The organism is Streptomyces sp. NPDC002835, from assembly GCF_053591995.1.
This window is the reverse complement of the sequence record NZ_JBSFUW010000029.1, coordinates 38,422-56,794: the sequence shown is the minus strand read 5'-3', so window position 1 is coordinate 56,794 and position 18,373 is coordinate 38,422. Positions and strand designations below refer to the sequence as shown.

The 18,373-nt window shown below is 71.6% G+C and carries 19 protein-coding genes; 13 read left to right on the top strand and 6 right to left on the bottom strand.

Annotation, left to right across the window (positions count from 1 at the left end; translation table 11 throughout):
- Positions 1-195 precede the first annotated feature (195 nt).
- Both ACWD01_RS26745 and ACWD01_RS26740 read right to left on the bottom strand, forming a co-directional pair.
- The gene (locus ACWD01_RS26745) at positions 196-783 is read right to left on the bottom strand and encodes a pyridoxamine 5'-phosphate oxidase family protein (RefSeq protein ID WP_451165343.1); all 588 of its coding nucleotides are present in this window, start codon (positions 781-783) and stop codon (positions 196-198) included.
- Between the two features lie 54 nt (positions 784-837).
- Complete coding sequence (locus tag ACWD01_RS26740; RefSeq protein WP_451165342.1) at positions 838-2,259, bottom strand: hypothetical protein; 1,422 nt, start codon at positions 2,257-2,259, stop codon at positions 838-840.
- Positions 2,260-2,406: 147 nt separating this feature from the next.
- Between ACWD01_RS26740 and ACWD01_RS26735 the strand changes: the two genes are divergently transcribed.
- Both ACWD01_RS26735 and argH read left to right on the top strand, forming a co-directional pair.
- Positions 2,407-3,603 carry an argininosuccinate synthase gene (locus ACWD01_RS26735; protein WP_451165341.1) on the top strand — a complete coding sequence of 399 codons (1,197 nt, stop codon included), beginning with the start codon at positions 2,407-2,409 and terminating at the stop codon, positions 3,601-3,603.
- Positions 3,604-3,716: 113 nt separating this feature from the next.
- On the top strand, positions 3,717-5,144 hold the full coding sequence (gene argH / locus ACWD01_RS26730) for an argininosuccinate lyase (RefSeq protein ID WP_451165340.1): 1,428 nt from the start codon (positions 3,717-3,719) through the stop codon (positions 5,142-5,144).
- Positions 5,145-5,186: 42 nt separating this feature from the next.
- On the opposite strand, the gene ACWD01_RS26725 is transcribed toward argH, so the two are convergent.
- Positions 5,187-5,693 (bottom strand): HAD domain-containing protein, encoded by a 507-nt coding sequence (locus tag ACWD01_RS26725; protein ID WP_451165339.1) that lies wholly within the window; start codon positions 5,691-5,693, stop codon positions 5,187-5,189.
- 202 nt (positions 5,694-5,895) lie between these two features.
- Between ACWD01_RS26725 and ACWD01_RS26720 the strand changes: the two genes are divergently transcribed.
- Together ACWD01_RS26720 and ACWD01_RS26715 are read left to right on the top strand one after the other, a co-directional pair.
- Positions 5,896-6,447 carry a TetR/AcrR family transcriptional regulator gene (locus ACWD01_RS26720; protein ID WP_451165338.1) on the top strand — a complete coding sequence of 184 codons (552 nt, stop codon included), beginning with the start codon at positions 5,896-5,898 and terminating at the stop codon, positions 6,445-6,447.
- The gene (locus tag ACWD01_RS26715; RefSeq protein ID WP_451165337.1) at positions 6,444-7,988 is read left to right on the top strand and encodes an MFS transporter; all 1,545 of its coding nucleotides are present in this window, start codon (positions 6,444-6,446) and stop codon (positions 7,986-7,988) included. The genes ACWD01_RS26720 and ACWD01_RS26715 overlap by 4 nt, the downstream gene beginning before the upstream one ends.
- Positions 7,989-8,129: 141 nt before the next feature.
- Here the strand turns inward: ACWD01_RS26715 and ACWD01_RS26710 are convergent, their stop codons facing one another.
- On the bottom strand, positions 8,130-8,891 hold the full coding sequence (locus tag ACWD01_RS26710) for a lysophospholipid acyltransferase family protein (RefSeq protein WP_451165336.1): 762 nt from the start codon (positions 8,889-8,891) through the stop codon (positions 8,130-8,132).
- 147 nt (positions 8,892-9,038) lie between these two features.
- Here ACWD01_RS26710 and ACWD01_RS26705 point away from each other — a divergent pair, with 147 nt between their 5' ends.
- The 3 genes from ACWD01_RS26705 to ACWD01_RS26695 all read left to right on the top strand — a co-directional run bounded on the left by ACWD01_RS26705 (position 9,039) and on the right by ACWD01_RS26695 (position 11,439).
- The gene (locus tag ACWD01_RS26705) at positions 9,039-10,202 is read left to right on the top strand and encodes a glycerophosphodiester phosphodiesterase (protein WP_451165335.1); all 1,164 of its coding nucleotides are present in this window, start codon (positions 9,039-9,041) and stop codon (positions 10,200-10,202) included.
- A gap of 155 nt (positions 10,203-10,357) precedes the next feature.
- A complete protein-coding gene (locus tag ACWD01_RS26700; RefSeq protein ID WP_451165334.1) occupies positions 10,358-10,897 on the top strand; it encodes a sigma-70 family RNA polymerase sigma factor in 540 nt (179 codons plus the stop codon).
- 38 nt (positions 10,898-10,935) lie between these two features.
- On the top strand, positions 10,936-11,439 hold the full coding sequence (locus ACWD01_RS26695) for a GNAT family N-acetyltransferase (RefSeq protein ID WP_451165333.1): 504 nt from the start codon (positions 10,936-10,938) through the stop codon (positions 11,437-11,439).
- A 28-nt stretch (positions 11,440-11,467) separates the two neighbouring features.
- On the opposite strand, the gene ACWD01_RS26690 is transcribed toward ACWD01_RS26695, so the two are convergent.
- Entirely contained in the window at positions 11,468-11,887 is a 420-nt protein-coding gene (locus ACWD01_RS26690; protein WP_451165332.1) for a hypothetical protein, read from the bottom strand.
- A gap of 2 nt (positions 11,888-11,889) precedes the next feature.
- Positions 11,890-12,249 (bottom strand): hypothetical protein, encoded by a 360-nt coding sequence (locus tag ACWD01_RS26685; RefSeq protein WP_451165331.1) that lies wholly within the window; start codon positions 12,247-12,249, stop codon positions 11,890-11,892.
- Positions 12,250-12,335: 86 nt separating this feature from the next.
- Between ACWD01_RS26685 and ACWD01_RS26680 the strand changes: the two genes are divergently transcribed.
- The 6 genes from ACWD01_RS26680 to cbiE all read left to right on the top strand — a co-directional run bounded on the left by ACWD01_RS26680 (position 12,336) and on the right by cbiE (position 18,216).
- Positions 12,336-12,983, top strand: a complete 648-nt coding sequence (locus ACWD01_RS26680) for an HAD family hydrolase (RefSeq protein WP_451165330.1) — start codon at positions 12,336-12,338, stop codon at positions 12,981-12,983.
- Positions 12,984-13,363: 380 nt separating this feature from the next.
- Positions 13,364-14,419 carry a methionine ABC transporter ATP-binding protein gene (locus ACWD01_RS26675; protein ID WP_451165329.1) on the top strand — a complete coding sequence of 352 codons (1,056 nt, stop codon included), beginning with the start codon at positions 13,364-13,366 and terminating at the stop codon, positions 14,417-14,419.
- Positions 14,416-15,087, top strand: a complete 672-nt coding sequence (locus ACWD01_RS26670) for a methionine ABC transporter permease (protein WP_451165328.1) — start codon at positions 14,416-14,418, stop codon at positions 15,085-15,087. The genes ACWD01_RS26675 and ACWD01_RS26670 overlap by 4 nt, the downstream gene beginning before the upstream one ends.
- Before the next feature lie 76 nt (positions 15,088-15,163).
- Entirely contained in the window at positions 15,164-16,024 is an 861-nt protein-coding gene (locus tag ACWD01_RS26665) for a MetQ/NlpA family ABC transporter substrate-binding protein (protein ID WP_451165327.1), read from the top strand.
- A gap of 165 nt (positions 16,025-16,189) precedes the next feature.
- The gene (locus ACWD01_RS26660) at positions 16,190-16,837 is read left to right on the top strand and encodes a GNAT family N-acetyltransferase (RefSeq protein WP_451165326.1); all 648 of its coding nucleotides are present in this window, start codon (positions 16,190-16,192) and stop codon (positions 16,835-16,837) included.
- 128 nt (positions 16,838-16,965) lie between these two features.
- Positions 16,966-18,216, top strand: a complete 1,251-nt coding sequence (gene cbiE, locus ACWD01_RS26655; RefSeq protein WP_451165325.1) for a precorrin-6y C5,15-methyltransferase (decarboxylating) subunit CbiE — start codon at positions 16,966-16,968, stop codon at positions 18,214-18,216.
- Positions 18,217-18,373 lie beyond the last annotated feature (157 nt).

Below are 18,373 nucleotides of genomic sequence, written 5' to 3'. Positions count from 1 at the left end.
CCGTTTCCCCTCGCCCCTTCCCGAACCGGGCTCCGCCCGGGCCCCGGTACCGCGCTTCGCGCGGTGGCCTCAAACGCCGGCCGGGCTGACTGTGTCAGCCTCGCCGGCGTTTGAGGCGCGGGGGTCCGGGGGCGGAGCCCCCGGTTACGGAATGGGCCGGGTGGGGAACACGCCCGCCGCAGGCGCAGCGGCGCGTCAGTCCGAGCGCGCCGGCAGTGGCAGCGGCAGGCTCGGCAAGCCGTCCAGGCTCACCCCCACGTGCTCCTTCCTCTCGCAGTACGCCGCGAACTCCTCCTCCGACTTCCGCCCGAAGTACTCCGCGTGCTGCGTCCGCTCCTCCCGGTACTCCATGTACGGCACCGCGAAGCCGCAGACTTCGCTGATGCGCCGGGCGTGGACGACGATGATCGCTCGGGCGCCCGGGCCGTCGGCGTCCTTGAAGTGGACGATGAGTTCGCCCCAGCGCGGGTCGTCCCGGAAGACCGCCTCGCCCCGGCCGTGTACCCGGACCACCTTCGGCGGTCCGGAGAAGGCGCACCACATCAGGGTGATCCGCCCGTTGCCCTCCTCCCGGACGTGCGCGATGGTCTCGGCGCCGCTGCCGCCGAAGTCGAGGTAGGCGAGGGTCTCCTGGTCGAGGACGGCCAGGGTGCCGCTGCGTCCCTTGGGGGACAGATTGACGTGGCCGTCGCCGGTCAGCGGCGCGGTCGCCGTGAAGAAGACCGGCTGCGCCTCGATGAATTCACGGAGGCGGCCGTCGATGTGCTCATACGTTTTCCCCATACGAGGATTATCCGCCACGCGGAGCCGGCGCCGTCCGGGCCGCCTGACGCCACGTCAGCGCGCGGCGGCGAGACCGACCCGCGTACGCAGCCCGTTCATGACGAAGTCGCTGAACAGGTGCGTGCACCGCCCGAGCAGCCGGTCCACCTCCGCGTCGCCCGGCGGCACGTCGAGCACCCATGCCCGCAACTGCACGGCGGACTCGGCCTCCCGCCGCAGCGCGGGTTCGGCGTCGCCCAGCAGGGCGACGGCCGCCCGGAGTTGGAGGAGCCCGCCGCGCGCCCGCAGCAGACGGAACGCCGCACGACGGGTGGGCGCGGGCCACCGCGGGGACAGCCGTTCCGTGAGCCGGTCGGCGGGCAGCCGGCCGGCGTACGGCAGCAGCGCCCGGGCCGCCTCGCGCGCCACCGACGCCGACGGGTCGTCCACCAGCCGCAGTACCTCCTCCACGGGGACCGCTTCGAGCCGCCGCAACCCCGCGACCGCCTGCGCCCGTACCCCGGCGACGGGGTGGCCCATCAGCGGGCCGAGCAGTCCGGCGTCCGCAGGCTCTCCGCACTCCGCCAGCCCCGCGACCGCGTACGGGGTCACCGTGGCGGCGTCCGCGCAGAGTTGGAGGTAGCGGCCGTGCGGGTCGCCGTCGTCCTGGCTCACCGCCCAGCGGGCGCAGGCGCGCACCAGGCCCGAGCGGTCGGTGAGATACCGGGTCGCCTCGTGGGCGCGGCCGGCCCGCCGCAGCGCGGTCACCCCGGCCGACCGTACGAGCGGTGCCCGCGCACCGAGCAGGGTGTCGACGGCCTCGTCGTCGGGCCCGCCGGCCGCCATCGCGGCGAGGGCCGCGTCCGACCACAAGCGGAACAGGACGGGGTCCAGCGCCTCTGCGGCGTGGCGGGCCAGTCCGCGGGCGTCCAGCAGCCCGGCGTCGAGGACGACACGTGCGGCGAGACGGCGTGTCGCCGTGTCCCAGGTGGCGTCCCCGGTGCCGCGGACGCCGCAGAGCGCGAGGACCGGGGTGGCACGCAACGCCTCCTCGAAGAGATCGCGTGCCCAGGTGCCCTCGTCGCGCCGGCCCACCCGCAGCACCAGCGGGGTGAGCGCCCGCAGGGCCCGCTCCGGCTGCTCGCGCACGTGTCCCGCGAGCAGCCGGCGGGCCCGCAGACGCACCGGCTCGGCCCAGTCCGCGCACCGCAGCACCACGAGGTACCAGAAGGCGGAGCTCTCCGGGCCTGCCGCGAGCGCCCGCTCGCGCACGTATCCGTCCCGGTGGCACAGGGCCGTCTCCTGCCGTGCGCCCAGCCGGGCAGAGGTCTGCGCGCCCTGGCCGCCCCACCCGTACACCCAGAACCTCCGGACCGCCTGGTCCAGCGACGTCCAGCAGGCCGGGTCGGTGAAGGACAGCGCCCGGTCCGGTGCGACGCCGTCCAGCAGATGCTCGACCGCCTCGCGGCCCGCCGCCTCGTCCCAGCGCCCGCCCATGCCCCACGCCCCCTCGGTGCCGTTCCGGTCGGGCCACTGTAGGAGCGGCCGCACGCACGCGACCAGCGCTTTTCTCTGTCGATTGACAAACCATACGGAGGATTGCATAGTTATGCCCATCAGCGTAGGCACCGTAAGGAGAAACCCGTGACCGAGCGCGTCGTACTCGCCTACTCGGGCGGCCTGGACACCTCAGTCGCCATCGGCTGGATCGCCGAGGAGACGGGTGCCGAGGTCATCGCCGTCGCGGTGGACGTCGGTCAGGGCGGCGAGGACCTGGACGTCATCCGCAAGCGCGCTCTCGCCTGCGGTGCCGTGGAGGCGGAGGTCGCCGACGCCAAGGACGAGTTCGCCGAGGAGTACTGCCTCCCCGCGATCAAGGCCAACGCCCTCTACATGGACCGCTATCCGCTGGTCTCCGCGCTGTCGCGGCCCACGATCGTCAAGCACCTCGTCGCCGCCGCCCAGAAGCACGGCGCCACCACCGTCGCCCACGGCTGCACCGGCAAGGGCAACGACCAGGTGCGGTTCGAGGCCGGCATCGTCGCCCTCGCCCCCGAGCTGCGGTGCATCGCCCCGGTCCGCGACTACGCGATGACCCGGGACAAGGCGATCGCCTTCTGCGAGGAGAAGCAGCTCCCGATCGCCACCTCCAAGAAGTCGCCGTACTCCATCGACCAGAACGTCTTCGGGCGGGCCGTCGAGACCGGCTTCCTGGAGGACATCTGGAACGGTCCGATCGAGGACATCTACGAGTACACCTCGAACCCGGCCGAGCAGCGCGAGGCCGACGAGGTCGTCATCTCCTTCAAGGCCGGCGTCCCGGTCGCCGTCGACGGCAGGCCCGTCACCGTCCTCCAGGCGATCCAGCAGCTCAACGAGCGGGCCGGCGCCCAGGGCATCGGCCGGATCGACATGGTCGAGGACCGGCTCGTCGGCATCAAGTCCCGCGAGGTCTACGAGGCCCCGGGCGCGATCGCGCTGATCACCGCCCACCAGGAGCTGGAGAACGTCACCGTCGAGCGCGAACTCGCCCGCTACAAGCGGCAGGTCGAGCAGCGCTGGGGCGAGCTGGTCTACGACGGCCTGTGGTTCTCCCCGCTCAAGCGGGCCCTGGACGGTTTCATCGACGAGGCCAACCAGTACGTCACCGGCGACATCCGGATGACCCTGCACGGCGGCCGCGCCGTCGTCACCGGCCGGCGGTCGGACGAGTCGCTGTACGACTTCAACCTCGCCACCTACGACTCGGGCGACACCTTCGACCAGTCGAAGGCCCAGGGCTTCATCGAGATCTTCGGCCTGTCGCAGAAGATCGCCGCGCGGCGTGATCTGCGAGCCTAGCCCGGCGGGACCTCGCGTAACCCCCGCCCGTCAAGCAGACCGTCTCCCCGCCCCGTACGGGCGGGGAGGAGGCCGCACATCCAACCTTTTGAGGACTCCGAGGAGTTTCAGCTGTGAGCAGCAACAACGGTGACGTCCGGCTCTGGGGCGGCCGTTTCGCCGACGGCCCCGCGGAGGCGCTGGCGAAGCTGTCCGCGTCGGTGCACTTCGACTGGCGCCTCGCGCCGTACGACATCGCCGGCTCCCGTGCCCACGCCCGCGTCCTCAACAAGGCGGGCCTGCTCACCGACGACGAGCTGACCCGGATGCTGGCCGGACTCGACCGGCTCGAGGCCGATGTCGCCGACGGCTCCTTCACCGGCACCATCGCCGACGAGGACGTCCACACCGCCCTGGAGCGGGGCCTGCTGGAGCGGCTCGGCCCCGACCTCGGCGGCAAGCTCCGCGCAGGCCGGTCCCGCAACGACCAGGTCGCCACGCTCTTCCGGATGTATCTGCGCGACCACGCCCGCGTCATCGGCGGCCTGATCGCCGACCTCCAGGACGCCCTCGTCGCTCTCGCCGAGGCCCACCCGGACGTCGCCATGCCGGGCCGTACGCACCTCCAGCACGCGCAGCCCGTCCTCTTCGCCCACCACGTCCTGGCACATGCGCAGTCGCTGTCGCGGGACGCGGAGCGGCTGCGGCAGTGGGACGCCCGGACCGCCGTCTCCCCGTACGGCTCCGGCGCGCTCGCCGGGTCCTCGCTCGGCCTCGACCCGGAGGCGGTCGCCGCCGACCTCGGTTTCGAGCGCGGCTCTGTCGGCAACTCCATCGACGGCACGGCCTCGCGGGACTTCGTCGCCGAGTTCGCGTTCATCACCGCGATGATCGGCGTCAACCTGTCCAGGATCGCGGAGGAGATCATCATCTGGAACACGAAGGAGTTCTCCTTCGTCACCCTCCACGACGCCTTCTCCACCGGCTCCTCGATCATGCCGCAGAAGAAGAACCCGGACATCGCGGAGCTCGCCCGCGGCAAGTCGGGCCGCCTCATCGGCAATCTGACCGGGCTGCTCGCCACCCTCAAGGCCCTGCCGCTCGCCTACAACCGAGACCTCCAGGAGGACAAGGAGCCGGTCTTCGACTCCTGCGACCAACTGGAAGTCCTGCTCCCGGCGTTCACCGGCATGATGGCCACGCTCACCGTCAACCGCGAGCGGATGGAGGAGCTGGCCCCGGCGGGCTTCTCCCTCGCCACGGACATCGCCGAGTGGCTGGTCAAGCAGGGCGTGCCGTTCCGCGTCGCGCACGAGGTCGCCGGCGAGTGCGTCAAGGAGTGCGAGCAGCAGGGCATCGAGCTGGACCAGCTCACGGACGAGCAGTTCGCGAAGATCTCCGAGCACCTCACCCCGGAGGTCCGCACCGTCCTGAACGTCCCCGGCGCGCTGGCCTCCCGCGACGGCCGCGGCGGCACGGCCCCCTCGGCCGTCCGGACCCAGCTCAACGAGGTCAAGGCCGACCTGGTGATACAGCACGCCTGGGCCGACGCCAAGAAGTAGGCCGCCAAGAAGTAGCTCCACGCCGAGAGGCAGCCGACGGCACTACAGCGCCGCCGCCCAGTCCGCCAGCGCGTCGAAGTCCGGCCGGGTCAGCCCGATCCGCTCGTCGATGCGCAGCAGCAGGGCGGCGGCGAGGTGGTTCTGCTCCACGTACTCGTGGTCGAGCCGCGTGATGTCGTCGTCGATCCACGCGAACGGGCGCCCGGGCGCGTACTGGAGGATGTACTGCGTCTTCCAGAACGTGCCCCGCGGCGCCCGTCCGTGCATCTGCGGCCAGTCGATGAACGGCAGCTCGGGCAGCCCGAGATGCGGTCCTATCCACTCGTTGGCCTCGCCCTTCCAGGTGGTCGCCCACACCAGCTCGTAGTGCTCCGCGAGCGCCAGCAGCTCCGCACCGTGGCCGTGGTTGAGCCACACCCGCAGCGGCTTGCCCTCCGTCCAGCCCGTGGGCCGCATCCGGTGGGTGCTGTAACCCTCCGGTCTGCGCTGCGCCTTCGCGGCGTACGGATTGAGCGGTCCGTCGACGTCGATCAACAGCAACGGCTTCACGGGCGCACTCCTGGAGGAAGGGAAGAGGGGGCGGTTCGGACGGCTCGCGCGTAGCCGACGTTCATGGCGCGCACGCCGTCGACGGTTGATAGGCCCCGCTTGAGATTAGCGGCGTCGTCCAGTGTGGTCTCAGGACCTGCGGCAAGGAGACGTCCGGCTCCTGAATGAGACATTGATGTCTCACATGGTCTATAGTCGTCTCATGGTCATGGATCGAGAGCATGTTCTGCGCGCAGCCGCCGCCCTCCTCGCCCGTAAGTCGACCGCCACCATGGACGAGGTCGCCCGGGCCGCGGGCATCGGCCGAGCCACCCTGCACCGGCACTTCGCGGGCCGGGACGCGCTGGTCAGAGCGCTGGAACAGCACGGCATCCAGGAGTTCGAGGCCGCTCTGGACAAGGCGCGCCTGGACGAAGGCGGCGCGGGCGACGCACTGCGCCGGCTGATCGGCGAGGTGGAACCGGCCGCCGACCTGCTGGCCTTCCTCTACAGCGAGAGCCAGCTCTTCGAGGGCGACGAGGTCAACGAGGGCTGGGCCCGCCTCGACGCCCGGGTCGCCGCCCTGTTCCGCCGCGGCCAGGATCAGGGCGAGTTCCGGATCGACCTGACACCGGCCTGGCTGACCGAGGCGCTGTACGCCCTCATCGGCTCCTGCGCCTGGGCCGTCATGGACGGCCGCGTCGCCCAGAAGGACTTCCAGCACATGACCGTCGAGCTGCTGCTCGGCGGCGCACTACGGAGAGTGGATCAATGAGCAGCACCGTCCGGGCCACGAGCGGGACGGACGAGACCGTGTACCGCCCCGGGCGCTGGCTGGCGCTCGCGGTCCTGGTCCTCGCCGTCCTGCTGGTGGCCGTCGACGCCACCGTCCTCGGTCTCGCGACCCCGTTCCTCAGCGAGGACCTGAAGCCGACCGGGGCGCAGCTGCTGTGGATCGGCGACGTCTACTCGTTCGTGATCGCCGGCCTGCTCGTCTCCATGGGCAGCCTCGGCGACCGCATCGGCCGCAAGAAGCTGCTGCTGACCGGCGCCGTCGCCTTCGGCGCGGTCTCCGTGCTCAACGCGTACGCCACCACTCCCGAGATGATGATCCTCGCCCGGGCGCTGCTCGGCGTCGCCGGCGCGACGCTGATGCCGTCCACGCTGGCGCTGATCCGCAACATCTTCCACGATCCCAGGGAACGCAGCCTCGCCATCGGCATCTGGGGCGCCACCGCGTCCGCGGGCGCGGCGGTGGGCCCCGTCGTCGGCGGCCTGCTGCTGGAGCACTTCTGGTGGGGCTCCGTCTTCCTGATCAATCTGCCAGTGATGGCGGTCCTCGTCGTCGTCGGCGTCAAGCTGCTGCCCGAGTCGAAGAACCCGGTCACCGGCCCCTGGGACCTGCCCAGTGTCGGGCTCTCGCTCGTCGGCATGGTCGGCGTCGTCTACGCGGTCAAGGAGGCGGCCGGCCACGGACCGGGCTGGGAGGCGGGCGTGGCGGCGCTCGTCGGCGTCGCCGGCCTGTACGGATTCGTCCGGCGCCAGCTCACGCTGAGCACACCGCTGCTCGACATGCGGCTGTTCCGGCACCGGGGGTTCTCGGGCGCCGTGCTGGCCGATCTGCTGACCATCCTCGGTCTGTCGGGGCTCGTGTTCTTCCTGTCCCAGTTCCTGCAACTGGTCCAGGGCCGCCAGCCGTTGGAGGCGGGGCTGGCCGAACTGCCCGCGGCGATCGGCGCGGTGGCCACCGGGCTGGTGGCAGGCCGGGTCGCCCGCCGCTTCTCCGTACGCTCGGTGGTCGCGGGCGGCCTCGCGGCGGTCGGCCTGTCGCTGGCCGTGCTCACCCTGCTCGGCAAGGCGACCGGCTACCCGCTGCTCGGCGCGGCCCTGCTGGTCGTCGGCGCGGGCGCGGGATTCTCGTTCACGGTCACCGCGGACGTGATCCTCTCCAGCGTCCCCAAGGAACAGGCTGGCGCCGCGTCCGCGGTCTCCGAGACCGCCTATGAACTGGGGGCCGCGCTCGGCATCGCCCTGCTGGGCTCGATCGTGACCGGCGTCTACGGCGGCTTCAGCGCGCCCGACGGTACGCCGGCGAGCGTCTCCGCGGCCGCCCACGAGTCGCTCGGCGGCGCGGTCGAGGCGTCCTCGGCGCTCACGCCGGCCCGCGCGGAAGTGCTCCTCGGTGCGGCGCAGGAGGCGTTCGTCGACGGCCTGCGGCTTGCGGCGGGCGTGGGAGCGGCGGTGCTGCTGGGGGCGGCGGTGGCGGCGTGGTTCCTGCTGCGGGGCCAGACGCTGGCGGACACGGCGGACGTCTGAGCGACGCGCCTGTTCCCCTGCCCGCCGGCGCTACCGGGCAGCGCCGGCGCCGGGCAACTTCAGCCCCGCCGGCGTTTGAGGCGCGGGGTTCGGGGGCGGCGCCCCGACGAGACCGGCAAGTTCCAGCCCCCACGCGACGCGCTACGCCGCCTTCGCCTTGGTCGCGTACATGTCCACGTACTCCTGCCCCGACAACCGCATGACCTCCGTCATCACGGAGTCCGTCACCGCACGCAGCACATACCGGTCCCGGTCCATGCCCTCGTACCGGGAGAACTCCATCGGCTCGCCGAAACGGAGGGTGACCCGGCCCGGTCGGGGCAGGCCCGCGCCGCCCGGCTGGAGTTTGTCGGTGCCGATGACGGCGAACGGGACGACCGGCGCGCCGGTCATCAGGGTGAGGCGGGCGATGCCCGTACGGCCCCGGTACAGGCGGCCGTCGGGGGAGCGCGTGCCCTCCGGGTAGATGCCGAAGGCCTTGCCCTCCTCCAGCACCCGCCGCCCCGTCATCAGCGCCGCCACGCCGCCGTTGGCGCCGTCACGGTCGACCGGGATCATGCCGCTGCCGGTGAAGAACCAGGCCATCGCGCGGCCCTTGATGCCCTTGCCCGTGACGTACTCGTCCTTGCCGATGAAGTACACCGGGCGGTCGCAGACCAGCGGGAGGATCATCGAGTCGATGAAGGTGAGATGGTTGCCGGCGAGAATCACCGCCCCGTCCCCGGGGATGTTCTCGGCGCCTTCCACACGGGGGCGGAACATCAGGCGCAGGATCGGCCCCAGCACTGCCTTGATGAGTGTCAAGCGGGACAACGGGTCCTCCGGTGTCATGGGACGGGCGGTCATGACCGTGAAATCTCTGCAGGTGAGGACGATACTCGCGGGTCGCCCCCGATCGCACATCGGGTTCACGCAGGAGATACGCGGTGTTGACGCGCGTTTGCACGGTGTTCGTGCAGGGTCTGCCACAGGTAAGGCGCAACTGCCTACCATCAGGCGTCGCTTGGCAGGTGCGGGACATCACACGAAGATCATATGGAGGAACGTTTCATGACACAGGGTGCGAGCAGCAGTCCGGCGCGCCGCAGCGTGCTGGGAGCAGCGGTCGTGACCACCGCCGCCCTCGGGGCCGGCGTCGGCACGGCGGCGACGGCACGTGCGGACGAGCGTCACGGTGGTGGCCCGTCCGGCAGGGACCGGCGGGAGCTGCCCGTGCCCACGGTGATCGCCCACCGCGGCGCCAGCGGCTACCGGCCCGAGCACACGATGGGCGCGTACCAGTTCGCCCTCGACATGGGCGCGCACGTCATCGAGCAGGACCTGGTGCCCACGAAGGACGGCCATCTCGTATGCCGTCACGAGAACGACATCACGGGCACGACGGACGTCGCCGACCTCCCCGAGTTCGCGTCCCGCCGGACCACCAAGTCCGTCGACGGCGTCAGCCTCACCGGCTGGTTCACCGAGGACTTCACGCTCGCCGAGCTGAAGACGCTGCGCGCCAAGGAGCGCATCCCGGGCACCCGCCAGGAGAACACCCTCTACGACGGCCGCTGGACCGTGCCCACCTTCGAGGAGGTGCTGCAGTGGGCCGAGCGGGAGGGCCGCCGCCGCGGCCGCCCGGTGTGGCTCTACGTCGAGACCAAGCACCCCAGCTACTTCCGGAGCATCGGCCTCGGCCTCGAGGAGCGGCTGGCGAAGCTGCTGCGCCGGTACGGGCGGCACCGCGCGGACTCCCCGACGTTCCTGCAGTCCTTCGAGCCGACGAGCATGGAGCGGATGGCCCGCCTGGTCGGCACCCCGCGGGTCGTCCTGCTGTGGACCCCGGACGACCGCCCGTGGGACTTCCGCGAGGCGGGTGACCCGCGCACGGTCGCCGACCTGATCACGGCCGAGGGCCTGGACTGGATCGCCGGCTTCGCCCAGGGCATCGGTCCGCTGCTGGACCTCGTCATCCCCAAGGACGCGGCCGGCCGGCTGACCGAGCCGACGACGCTGGTACGGGACGCCCACGCGCGCGGCCTGGTCCTGCACCCCTACACGATGCGCAACGAGAACGCCTTCCTCCCCGCCGACTTCCGGCGCGGCACCGACCCGAACGCCTACGGCGACGTCTTCGGCGCGTACAAGACGTACTTCGCGACGGGCATCGACGGCATCTTCACCGACAACCCGGACACCGGCCTGCTGGCCGCCGCCGAGTTCAAGGGCTGACGCGCGCCGCCGGAGCGTCAACCCCGGGACGACCGTCAGGTTGACGCCCCGTCACCGCCGCGGGCACCGGATTCCGGTGCCCGCGGCGCTCTCGTACGGGTGACGGCTGCCGCGCTCGGGCAACCGGAGCCCGGCCCGGCGCCGTCCCGCCGGGCATGACCGCATCCCGAGCAGCAGCCACCTCCGGCCAGGTCGTCGGCGCCCTGAGGGCGCTGGTGAGCGCGGAGGCGACGGCGGAAGCGCCCGCCGCCGCGATCGAGGCGGGCGACCTCGAACAGGCCGTATGGGTACGGCTCCTGGAGCGGCTCGACGGCGAAGGGCCGCCGGCCGACGCCGCCCGCTGGGTCAGGACGGCCGTACGGGCGGAGGCCCGCCGCGCCCGCCGCACCGCCCGGCGGGAGCTCCCGCACCGCCACGACCCCTCCGCCGACCCCGTGGCCGGCCCGGAACGCGCCCTGCTCAGGAACGAGCGCCGCCGCGCCGTGCGGGCGGCCGTCGCCCGCACTCCCGGGAACTGCCCCCGTCTGCTGACTGCGATGCTGTCGCCGCAGGACCCCACCTACCGGGAAATCGCAGGGACGTTGGGTATCTCACAAGGAAGTCTGGGGCCGATGCGTTCCCGCTGCCTGGGATGTCTGCGCAGAATGCTGGCGGCAGAGGTTGCAGCTCCTGAACATCGGGGAAAGGAGCGGTAGACAACCGGCGGTGACAGGTGAGCGGGAGGCGTGCGCACATGGGCATGAGCGTGACCATCTCGGCGGCGGCGGAGGCTGACGCGGAGCACATCCTCAAGCTGCAGTATCTGTGCTATCAGACCGAGGCCGAGCTCTACGGCGACTACGGCATCGAGCCGCTGACCCAGTCGCTGGCCGACCTCCGCGCCGAGCTCACCCAGGGCCCCGCGCTCGTGGCCAGGCTCGGGGACGAGGTCGTCGCCTCGGTACGCGCCAGGGTCGACGACACCGGGACCGCCCGTATCGCCAAGCTCATCGTCCATCCGCGGATGCAGCGGCACGGCCTCGGCGGCCGGCTGCTCGACGCGATCGAGACGCGCTTCGCCGGGGACCCGGCGGCCAAGCGGTTCCAGCTGTTCACCGGCCACCGCAGCGAGAGCAATCTGCGGCTGTACCGCAGCCGCGGCTATGTCCCGGTCTCCCGCGAGCAGGTGGGCCCGCGGCTGACCCTGGTCACGCTGGAGAAGGAGGCCGAGGCCGGCTCGTACGTCGCCGGCGCCTGAGGAGTCCCCCGCCGGAACCCGCGGGGGATCAGGAGGACGATCGGGAGCGCCGCAGCCAGAGCATCCCGGTCACCGGCAGCAGCACCGGGATGAAGAGGTAGCCCATCCCGTACTCGGACCACACCGTCGAGTCGGGGAACGCCGAGGGCTCCAGCACCGTCCAGGTCCCCACGACGAGGACGCCCGCCAGCTCGGCGGCGCAGCACACCAGCGCCGCCCTGCGGGCGGTCTCCCCGCCCCGCACCAGCGTGTACGTGATGAACGCGTACACGACGGCCGCGACGGCCGACAGCACATGGGCGAGCGGCGCGCTGCCGAAGTCGTCGATGATCTGGTAGACGGACCGGGACACGGCGCCGACGGACATCACGCCGTAGAGCCACACCAGCAGCAGCCCGGGGCCCTCGACCAGCTTGGTCCGCTTCTGCTTCGCCGCGGTCCCGGCCATCGTCAGCCTCCCCAGATGTCGTGGAGCCGCACTTCGAGCACGGCCAGCACCACGGCACCGGCCGCGACCGTCGCGGAACCCCAGCGGGTCCGCTCCGCCAGCGACAGAAAACCGGCCGCCGGTACCGCGAGGGCCGAGCCGATCAGGTACGACACGAAGATCGCGGTGCCCTGGTCGGGCTCCTCGCCGCGGGCCAGCCACACGATGCCGACGACCAGCTGGGCCACCGCCAGCACCGTCACCACGGCCATGCCGATGAAGTGCCAGTCCTTGGTGGGCTGGTCCCGAAAGGCGGCGAAGCCGCACCACGCGGCGAGGGCGAGCGCGGTCACACCGACCGCGACCGTCAGGGCGTCAAGCATGGGCCCGAGGGTATTACGGGCCAAAGGCCGCGATGCGCGCGGCCCCGGCGCACGGGGAGAAGGACCGGAACCCTAGGGTCAGGGGCATGAAGCTGCACGCCGAAGCCCTGCTGTTCGACAACGACGGGACGCTCGTCTCCTCCCTGGAGTCGGTGAACCGCTGCTGGACCCGGTGGGCCGGCGAGTACGGCATCACCGCGGAGGCGTTCGCCCGGATCGCACTGCACGGCCGCCCGGCCGCGGAGATAGCCGCCGACCTGCTGCCCGCACACCTCGTCCCCGAGGCGGTCGCCCGCATCGAGCATCTCGAGGTGGAGGACGTCGCCGGGGGAGTGGTGGCGCTGCCCGGCACGCTCCGGCTGCTCGCGCAGCTGCCGCCGGAGCGGTGGGCCGTGGTCACCTCCGCCACCCGCAGGCTCGCCGAGGCCCGGCTGGCCGAGGTCGGCGTACGGCCCAAGATGACGGTCTCCGCCGACGACGTCACCCGGGGCAAGCTCGACCCGGAGCCGTTCCTGCTCGCGGCCCGCCGCCTCGGTGTCGACCCCGCCCGCTGCGTCGTCTTCGAGGACGCCCCCGCGGGGCTGACGGCCGGACGGGCCGCGGGTATGCGCACCGTGGCATTGACCACAACGCACTCCCGCGCCGAACTCACCGCCGACCTCGTCGTCCCCGACCTCTCCGCGGTGTCGGTGCAGGTCACGTCGGAGGGCTTCGAGATCACCGCGGCGCAGTAATCCGTCCACATGGTGCGACGTTCCAGTCCGCTATGCGGACAGGAACGGTTCGGTGCCCGACCTGTCTGTTTTACTTGCAGCCATGACCACGACGAGCAGCCGCACCCCTGCGACCGAGGCGGACACGACGCCCGGTGCTCGCCGCATGTGTCGAATGTGCGCCATCTGAGGGCCCCTGACTGAGCCTCGCGCCCCGAAGCGAGACCGACAGCCGCGCCGCGTCCGACCGTCCCCGTAGATCAGGAACGCCCCGGACCGAGCTGCCCCGCGCACGCGTTCGCCCCGGCCGCAGGCCGAGCCCGCCCGTGCCGCGTCGGAACCGAAATGCCCCGTGCCCGGCGGACACCTCGCCGCGCACTCGACAGTGACGGAAACCCCCTGTGATCACCACTACGGGCCTGACCAAGGTCTACCAGTCGCGAGGCGGCCGCGAGGTCACCGCCCTGGACGGCGTCGACTTGCACGTCCGTGAGGGCGAGGTCTTCGGCGTCATCGGACAGAGCGGCGCCGGCAAGTCCTCGCTGATCCGCTGCGTCAACCTCCTCGAGCGCCCCACCTCCGGCACCGTGACCGTCGCCGGCGAGGACCTCACCGCCCTGGCCGGCCGCGGCCGGCGCGCCTCCAGGGAACTGCGCGAGGCGCGCAGCCGCATCGGCATGGTCTTCCAGCACTTCAACCTGCTGTCGTCGCGCACCGTCCAGGACAACGTGGAACTGCCCCTGGAGATCCTCGGCGTCCCCGGCGCCCGGCGCTCCCGCAAGGCCCTCGAACTCCTCGACCTGGTCGGCCTCGCCGACAAGGCCGGCTCCTACCCGGGCCAGCTCTCCGGCGGCCAGAAGCAGCGCGTCGGCATCGCCCGCGCCCTCGCCGGCGACCCCAAGGTGCTGCTGTCCGACGAGGCGACCAGCGCCCTCGACCCGGAGACCACCCGCTCGATCCTCCAACTGCTGCGGGACCTCAACCGGCAGCTCGGCCTCACGGTCCTGCTGATCACCCACGAGATGGACGTCGTCAAGACGATCTGCGACTCGGCCGCCCTGATGAAGAAGGGAAAGATCATCGAATCCGGCACGGTGAGCGAACTGCTGGCGACCCCCGGCTCCGAACTCGCCCACGAGCTCTTCCCGGTGGGCGGCGACGCGTCCGGCCCCGACCGGACCGTCATCGACGTCACCTTCCACGGCGAGGCCGCGACCCAGCCGGTCATCTCCCAGCTCTCGCGCACCTACAACATCGACATATCGATCCTCGGCGCCGCCATGGACACCGTCGCCGGCCGCCAGATCGGCCGGATGCGGATCGAACTCCCCGGCCGCTACGAGGAGAACGTCGTCCCGGTCGGCTTCCTGCGCGAACAGGGCCTCCAGATCGACGTCGTAGACACCGACACAGTGGCCGCCGCCGCGCCCGCGCTGGTCAAGGAGGTCGCGAAGTGACCTGGTCCGAGATGCAGCCACTGCTGAGCCAGGGCACCCTCGACACCCTCTACATGGTGCTGTGGTCCACCCTCGTCACCGTCGCCGGCGGCCTGCCGCTCGGTGTGCTGCTCGTCCTCACCGACAAGGGCGGACTGCTCCAGAACACGCCGGTGAACAAGGTCGTCGGCGTGATCGTGAACATCGGCCGCTCGCTGCCGTTCATCATCCTGCTGATCGCGCTGATCCCCTTCACCACCCTCGTCGTCGGCACCTTCATCGGCCCCACCGCGATGATCGTGCCCCTCGCCGTCGGCGCCATCCCCTTCTTCGCCCGGCTCGTCGAGACGGCGGTCCGCGAGGTCGACCACGGACTCGTCGAAGCGGTCCAGGCCATGGGCGGCTCCGTCCCCACCATCGTGCGCAAGGTGCTGCTCCCGCAGGCCCTGCCCTCGCTCGTCTCCGCCGTCACCACCACCGTGATCGTCCTCGTCGGCTACTCGGCGATGGCCGGCGCGGTCGGCGGCGAGGGCCTCGGGTCCAAGGCCGTCACCTACGGATTCCAGCGCTTCGAGACCCAGTTCATGCTCGTCACGGTCGTGATCCTGATCGCCCTCGTGACGGTCGTGCAGCTCGCCGGCGACGGCGTCGTACGGCTCCTCGCCCGCCGCGGACGCACCGCCGGCTGAGCCCACAGACCTTCTCCCCACACGGCCCGCACTCCTTGTCCGGGCGACGCACCACCACAAGAAAGAGGCACTTTTCGTGCGCAGCACCATCAAGTTCACCGCGGCCACCGCCGCCTCCGCCGCCCTCGCCCTCGGCCTCACCGCCTGCGGCACGGCCTCCGACCCGGCCGCCCAGGCCGACTCGGGGTCCAAGGGGGACGCGTCCAAGGCCCTCGTCGTCGCCGCGTCCCCGATGCCGCACGCCGACATCCTGAACTACGTCAAGGACAACCTGGCGAAGCAGGCGGGCCTGACGCTGGAGGTGAAGGAGTTCACCGACTACGTCCTGCCGAACACCGCCACCCAGCAGGGCCAGGTCGACGCGAACTTCTTCCAGCACAAGCCGTACCTGGACGACTTCAACAAGAAGAACGGGACGACCATCGTCCCCGTCGCCGACGTCCACCTCGAGCCCCTCGGCCTCTACTCCAAGAAGGCCGACGACCTCAAGGACCTCAAGGCCGGCCAGACGATCGCCGTCCCCAACGACACCACCAACGAGGGCCGCGCGCTCGCCCTGCTCGCCGACACCGGCCTCATCACCCTCAAGGACGGCGCCGGCACCGACGCCAAGCTCTCCGACATCGCCGACGCCAAGGGCCTGAAGTTCAAGGAGCTCGAGGCCGCGACGCTGCCCCGCGCCCTGAACGACGTGGACGCCGCCGTCATCAACGGCAACTACGCCATCGAGGCCGACCTGGAGCCCGCCAAGGACTCCCTGGCCCTGGAGAAGGCCGAAGGCAACCCGTACGCCAACTTCCTCGCGGTCAAGGAGGGCAACGAGGACGACGCGCGCGTGCGGAAGCTCGTGAAGCTCCTCAACTCGCCCGAGGTGAAGAAGTTCATCGAGGACACGTACGCCGGTTCCGTCGTCCCCGCCTTCGACGCCGCCAAGTAGGGCCCCGGCAGCTCCACTTGACGCAGGCCCCGCGCACCTACGAAGGTGCGCGGGGCCGTGTCGTACCCCCACCCGGCCATGCGCGGCCCGCATCCGATGTTGCATGCTGTGCCTTTACGGCTACGACAACCCAACGGCTTTGACCATTTATCGACAGTCTTCGGCATGGAGCTGCGCATGACTACCACCTTCCCGGACGTGTCCATCAGCACGGAGCGGTTGGTGCTGCGCCCCTACGAGGACGCGGACATCGCGGCCCACACCGAGATGATGAACGACGAGATGGTCACCGCCTGGACCTCCGTGCCCCACCCCTATACGACGGCGGACGCCGAGGACTGGGTCCGCAGGATCGCTCCTGCCGAGCGGACCGAGGGTCGCGGCATCGTCCTCGCCGTCACCGAGTTCCTCACCCAGCGGCTCGTCGGCGTCGTCCACCTGCGCAACACCGACTGGCGGACCCTGTCCACCGAGGTCTCCTACGTCACGGCCCCCTGGGCACGCGGCGAGGGATACGCCACCGAGTCCGTCCTCGCCGTCGCCCGGTGGCTCTTCCGCAACCAGAAGTTCGAACGCATGGAACTGCGCACCGCCGCCGACAACACCGCCTCCCAGCAGGTGGCGCAGAAGATCGGCTGCATCAGCGAAGGCGTCCTGCGCAACGCCTGGATAGCCCGGACCAGGCCCGACGACGGCACCGGAAGCTGGACGGACATCCGCACCGACCTCATCGTCTGGAGCCTGCTCCCCGAGGATCTGGAGGCCGACCGGATGGCCGAGGCCGGCTACCGCCCCCTCACCGACTGGAACTGAGGCCCTCCGGGCTTCCGGACACCCTCCGTACGGCCCACGGTCATGGCCGCCAGGTACGCTCACGGTGCGACGCGTACCCGCGGTACTGCCCACCACCTGCGACAACTGACTGACGGAGACTGACGACGATGGCCGACCGGGTCACGGTGATCGGCTGGGACGGTTCGCCTCTCACCCGAGCAGCGAGGTCCGCCCTCTCCGCCGCCACTCTGGTGGCCGGCGCCGCCCACCACCTGGCACTGCCCGAGGTCCCGCCGAGCGCCGAACGCATCCGGCTCGGCAGCGTCGGCCTCGCCGCCCGCCGTATCGCCGGACACCGCGGCAGCGCCGTCGTCCTCGCCGACGGCGACCCGGGCTTCTTCGGCGTCGTACGCACCCTGCGCGCGCCCGAGTACGGCCTGGAGGTCGAGGTCGTCCCCGCCGTCTCCTCCGTGGCCACGGCCTTCGCCAGGGCCGGTATGCCCTGGGACGACGCCCAGATCGTCGTCGCACACCGCCGCACCCTGCGCCGCGCCGTCAATGTGTGCCGCGCCCACACCAAGGTCGGGGTCCTCACCTCCCCGGGCGCCGGCCCCGCCGAACTGGCGCTGCTGCTCGACGGCATCCACCGCACCTTCGTGATCTGCGAGGAACTGGGCACGGCCCGCGAGCAGGTCACCGTCCTCACCTCCGACAAGGTCGCCGACCACATGTGGCGCGACCCCAATGTCGTCATCGTCATCGGCGGCACCGGCAGCGCGCCCTCCCCGACCGGGACCGGCGGCTGGATCGCCGGCCGCGACCCGGGCTATCCGCCGGCCGAACGCGGCTGGGCGCTGCCGCCAGAAGAGGCGCCCGCCCGCGGCGAGGGCGAGTACGCCGGGCTGCGAGCCGCCCAGCTGGCCCGGCTCGGCCCGCGCACCGGCGACCTCGTCTGGGACATCGGCTGCGGCAGCGGCGCGCTCGCCGCGGAGGCCGGCCGCTTCGGCGCGGCCGTCATCGCCGTCGACAACGACCCCGAAGCCTGCCGCCGCAGCGAGGCGGCGGCACGTCGCCTCGGCGTCCAGCTCCACGTCGTGCACGGACGCGCGCCGCATGTCCTCGAACGGCTGCCCGAGCCCGACGTCGTGCGCATCGGCGGCGGGGGGGTGCCGGTCGTCACCGCCGTCGCCGACCGCAGGCCCGAGCGCATCGTCACCCATGCCTCCACGCGCGACGAGGCGGAGGCCATCGGCGCGGCCCTCGCGGCCGGTGGATACACCGTCGAGTGCGCCCTCCTCCAGTCCGTCGAAATGGACACCTCCGACTGGTCGGAGCGGGAACGCTCGGTGGTCTTCCTGCTCTGCGGAAGGCAGTCCGAGCCTCGGCCCCGGCCCCCCGTGACAGACGGTCCGGGGTAGGCTGGCCGATCGTTGTACCGCAGCCGGGCGTTCGTCGCTTCGTTCGTCAATGTCCGGAAAAGGGAGTCACTTTGGTTCCCGTATGTGGTACGTCGATACCGGGGGGTCGCGCGACGTGGCGCAGCCCACAGCGAACCACGGCGGATCTTGCTGCCGT

Coding starts and splice junctions, on each gene's coding strand:
- ACWD01_RS26745 (WP_451165343.1), bottom strand. CDS start 783: ATGGGGAAAACGTATGAGCACATCGACGGCCGCCTCCGTGAATTCATC.
- ACWD01_RS26740 (WP_451165342.1), bottom strand. CDS start 2,259: ATGGGCGGGCGCTGGGACGAGGCGGCGGGCCGCGAGGCGGTCGAGCAT.
- ACWD01_RS26720 (WP_451165338.1), top strand. CDS start 5,896: ATGGTCATGGATCGAGAGCATGTTCTGCGCGCAGCCGCCGCCCTCCTC.
- ACWD01_RS26715 (WP_451165337.1), top strand. CDS start 6,444: ATGAGCAGCACCGTCCGGGCCACGAGCGGGACGGACGAGACCGTGTAC.
- ACWD01_RS26710 (WP_451165336.1), bottom strand. CDS start 8,891: ATGTGCGATCGGGGGCGACCCGCGAGTATCGTCCTCACCTGCAGAGAT.
- ACWD01_RS26705 (WP_451165335.1), top strand. CDS start 9,039: ATGACACAGGGTGCGAGCAGCAGTCCGGCGCGCCGCAGCGTGCTGGGA.
- ACWD01_RS26700 (WP_451165334.1), top strand. CDS start 10,358: ATGACCGCATCCCGAGCAGCAGCCACCTCCGGCCAGGTCGTCGGCGCC.
- ACWD01_RS26695 (WP_451165333.1), top strand. CDS start 10,936: ATGGGCATGAGCGTGACCATCTCGGCGGCGGCGGAGGCTGACGCGGAG.
- ACWD01_RS26690 (WP_451165332.1), bottom strand. CDS start 11,887: ATGGCCGGGACCGCGGCGAAGCAGAAGCGGACCAAGCTGGTCGAGGGC.
- ACWD01_RS26685 (WP_451165331.1), bottom strand. CDS start 12,249: ATGCTTGACGCCCTGACGGTCGCGGTCGGTGTGACCGCGCTCGCCCTC.
- ACWD01_RS26680 (WP_451165330.1), top strand. CDS start 12,336: ATGAAGCTGCACGCCGAAGCCCTGCTGTTCGACAACGACGGGACGCTC.
- ACWD01_RS26660 (WP_451165326.1), top strand. CDS start 16,190: ATGGAGCTGCGCATGACTACCACCTTCCCGGACGTGTCCATCAGCACG.
- cbiE (WP_451165325.1), top strand. CDS start 16,966: ATGGCCGACCGGGTCACGGTGATCGGCTGGGACGGTTCGCCTCTCACC.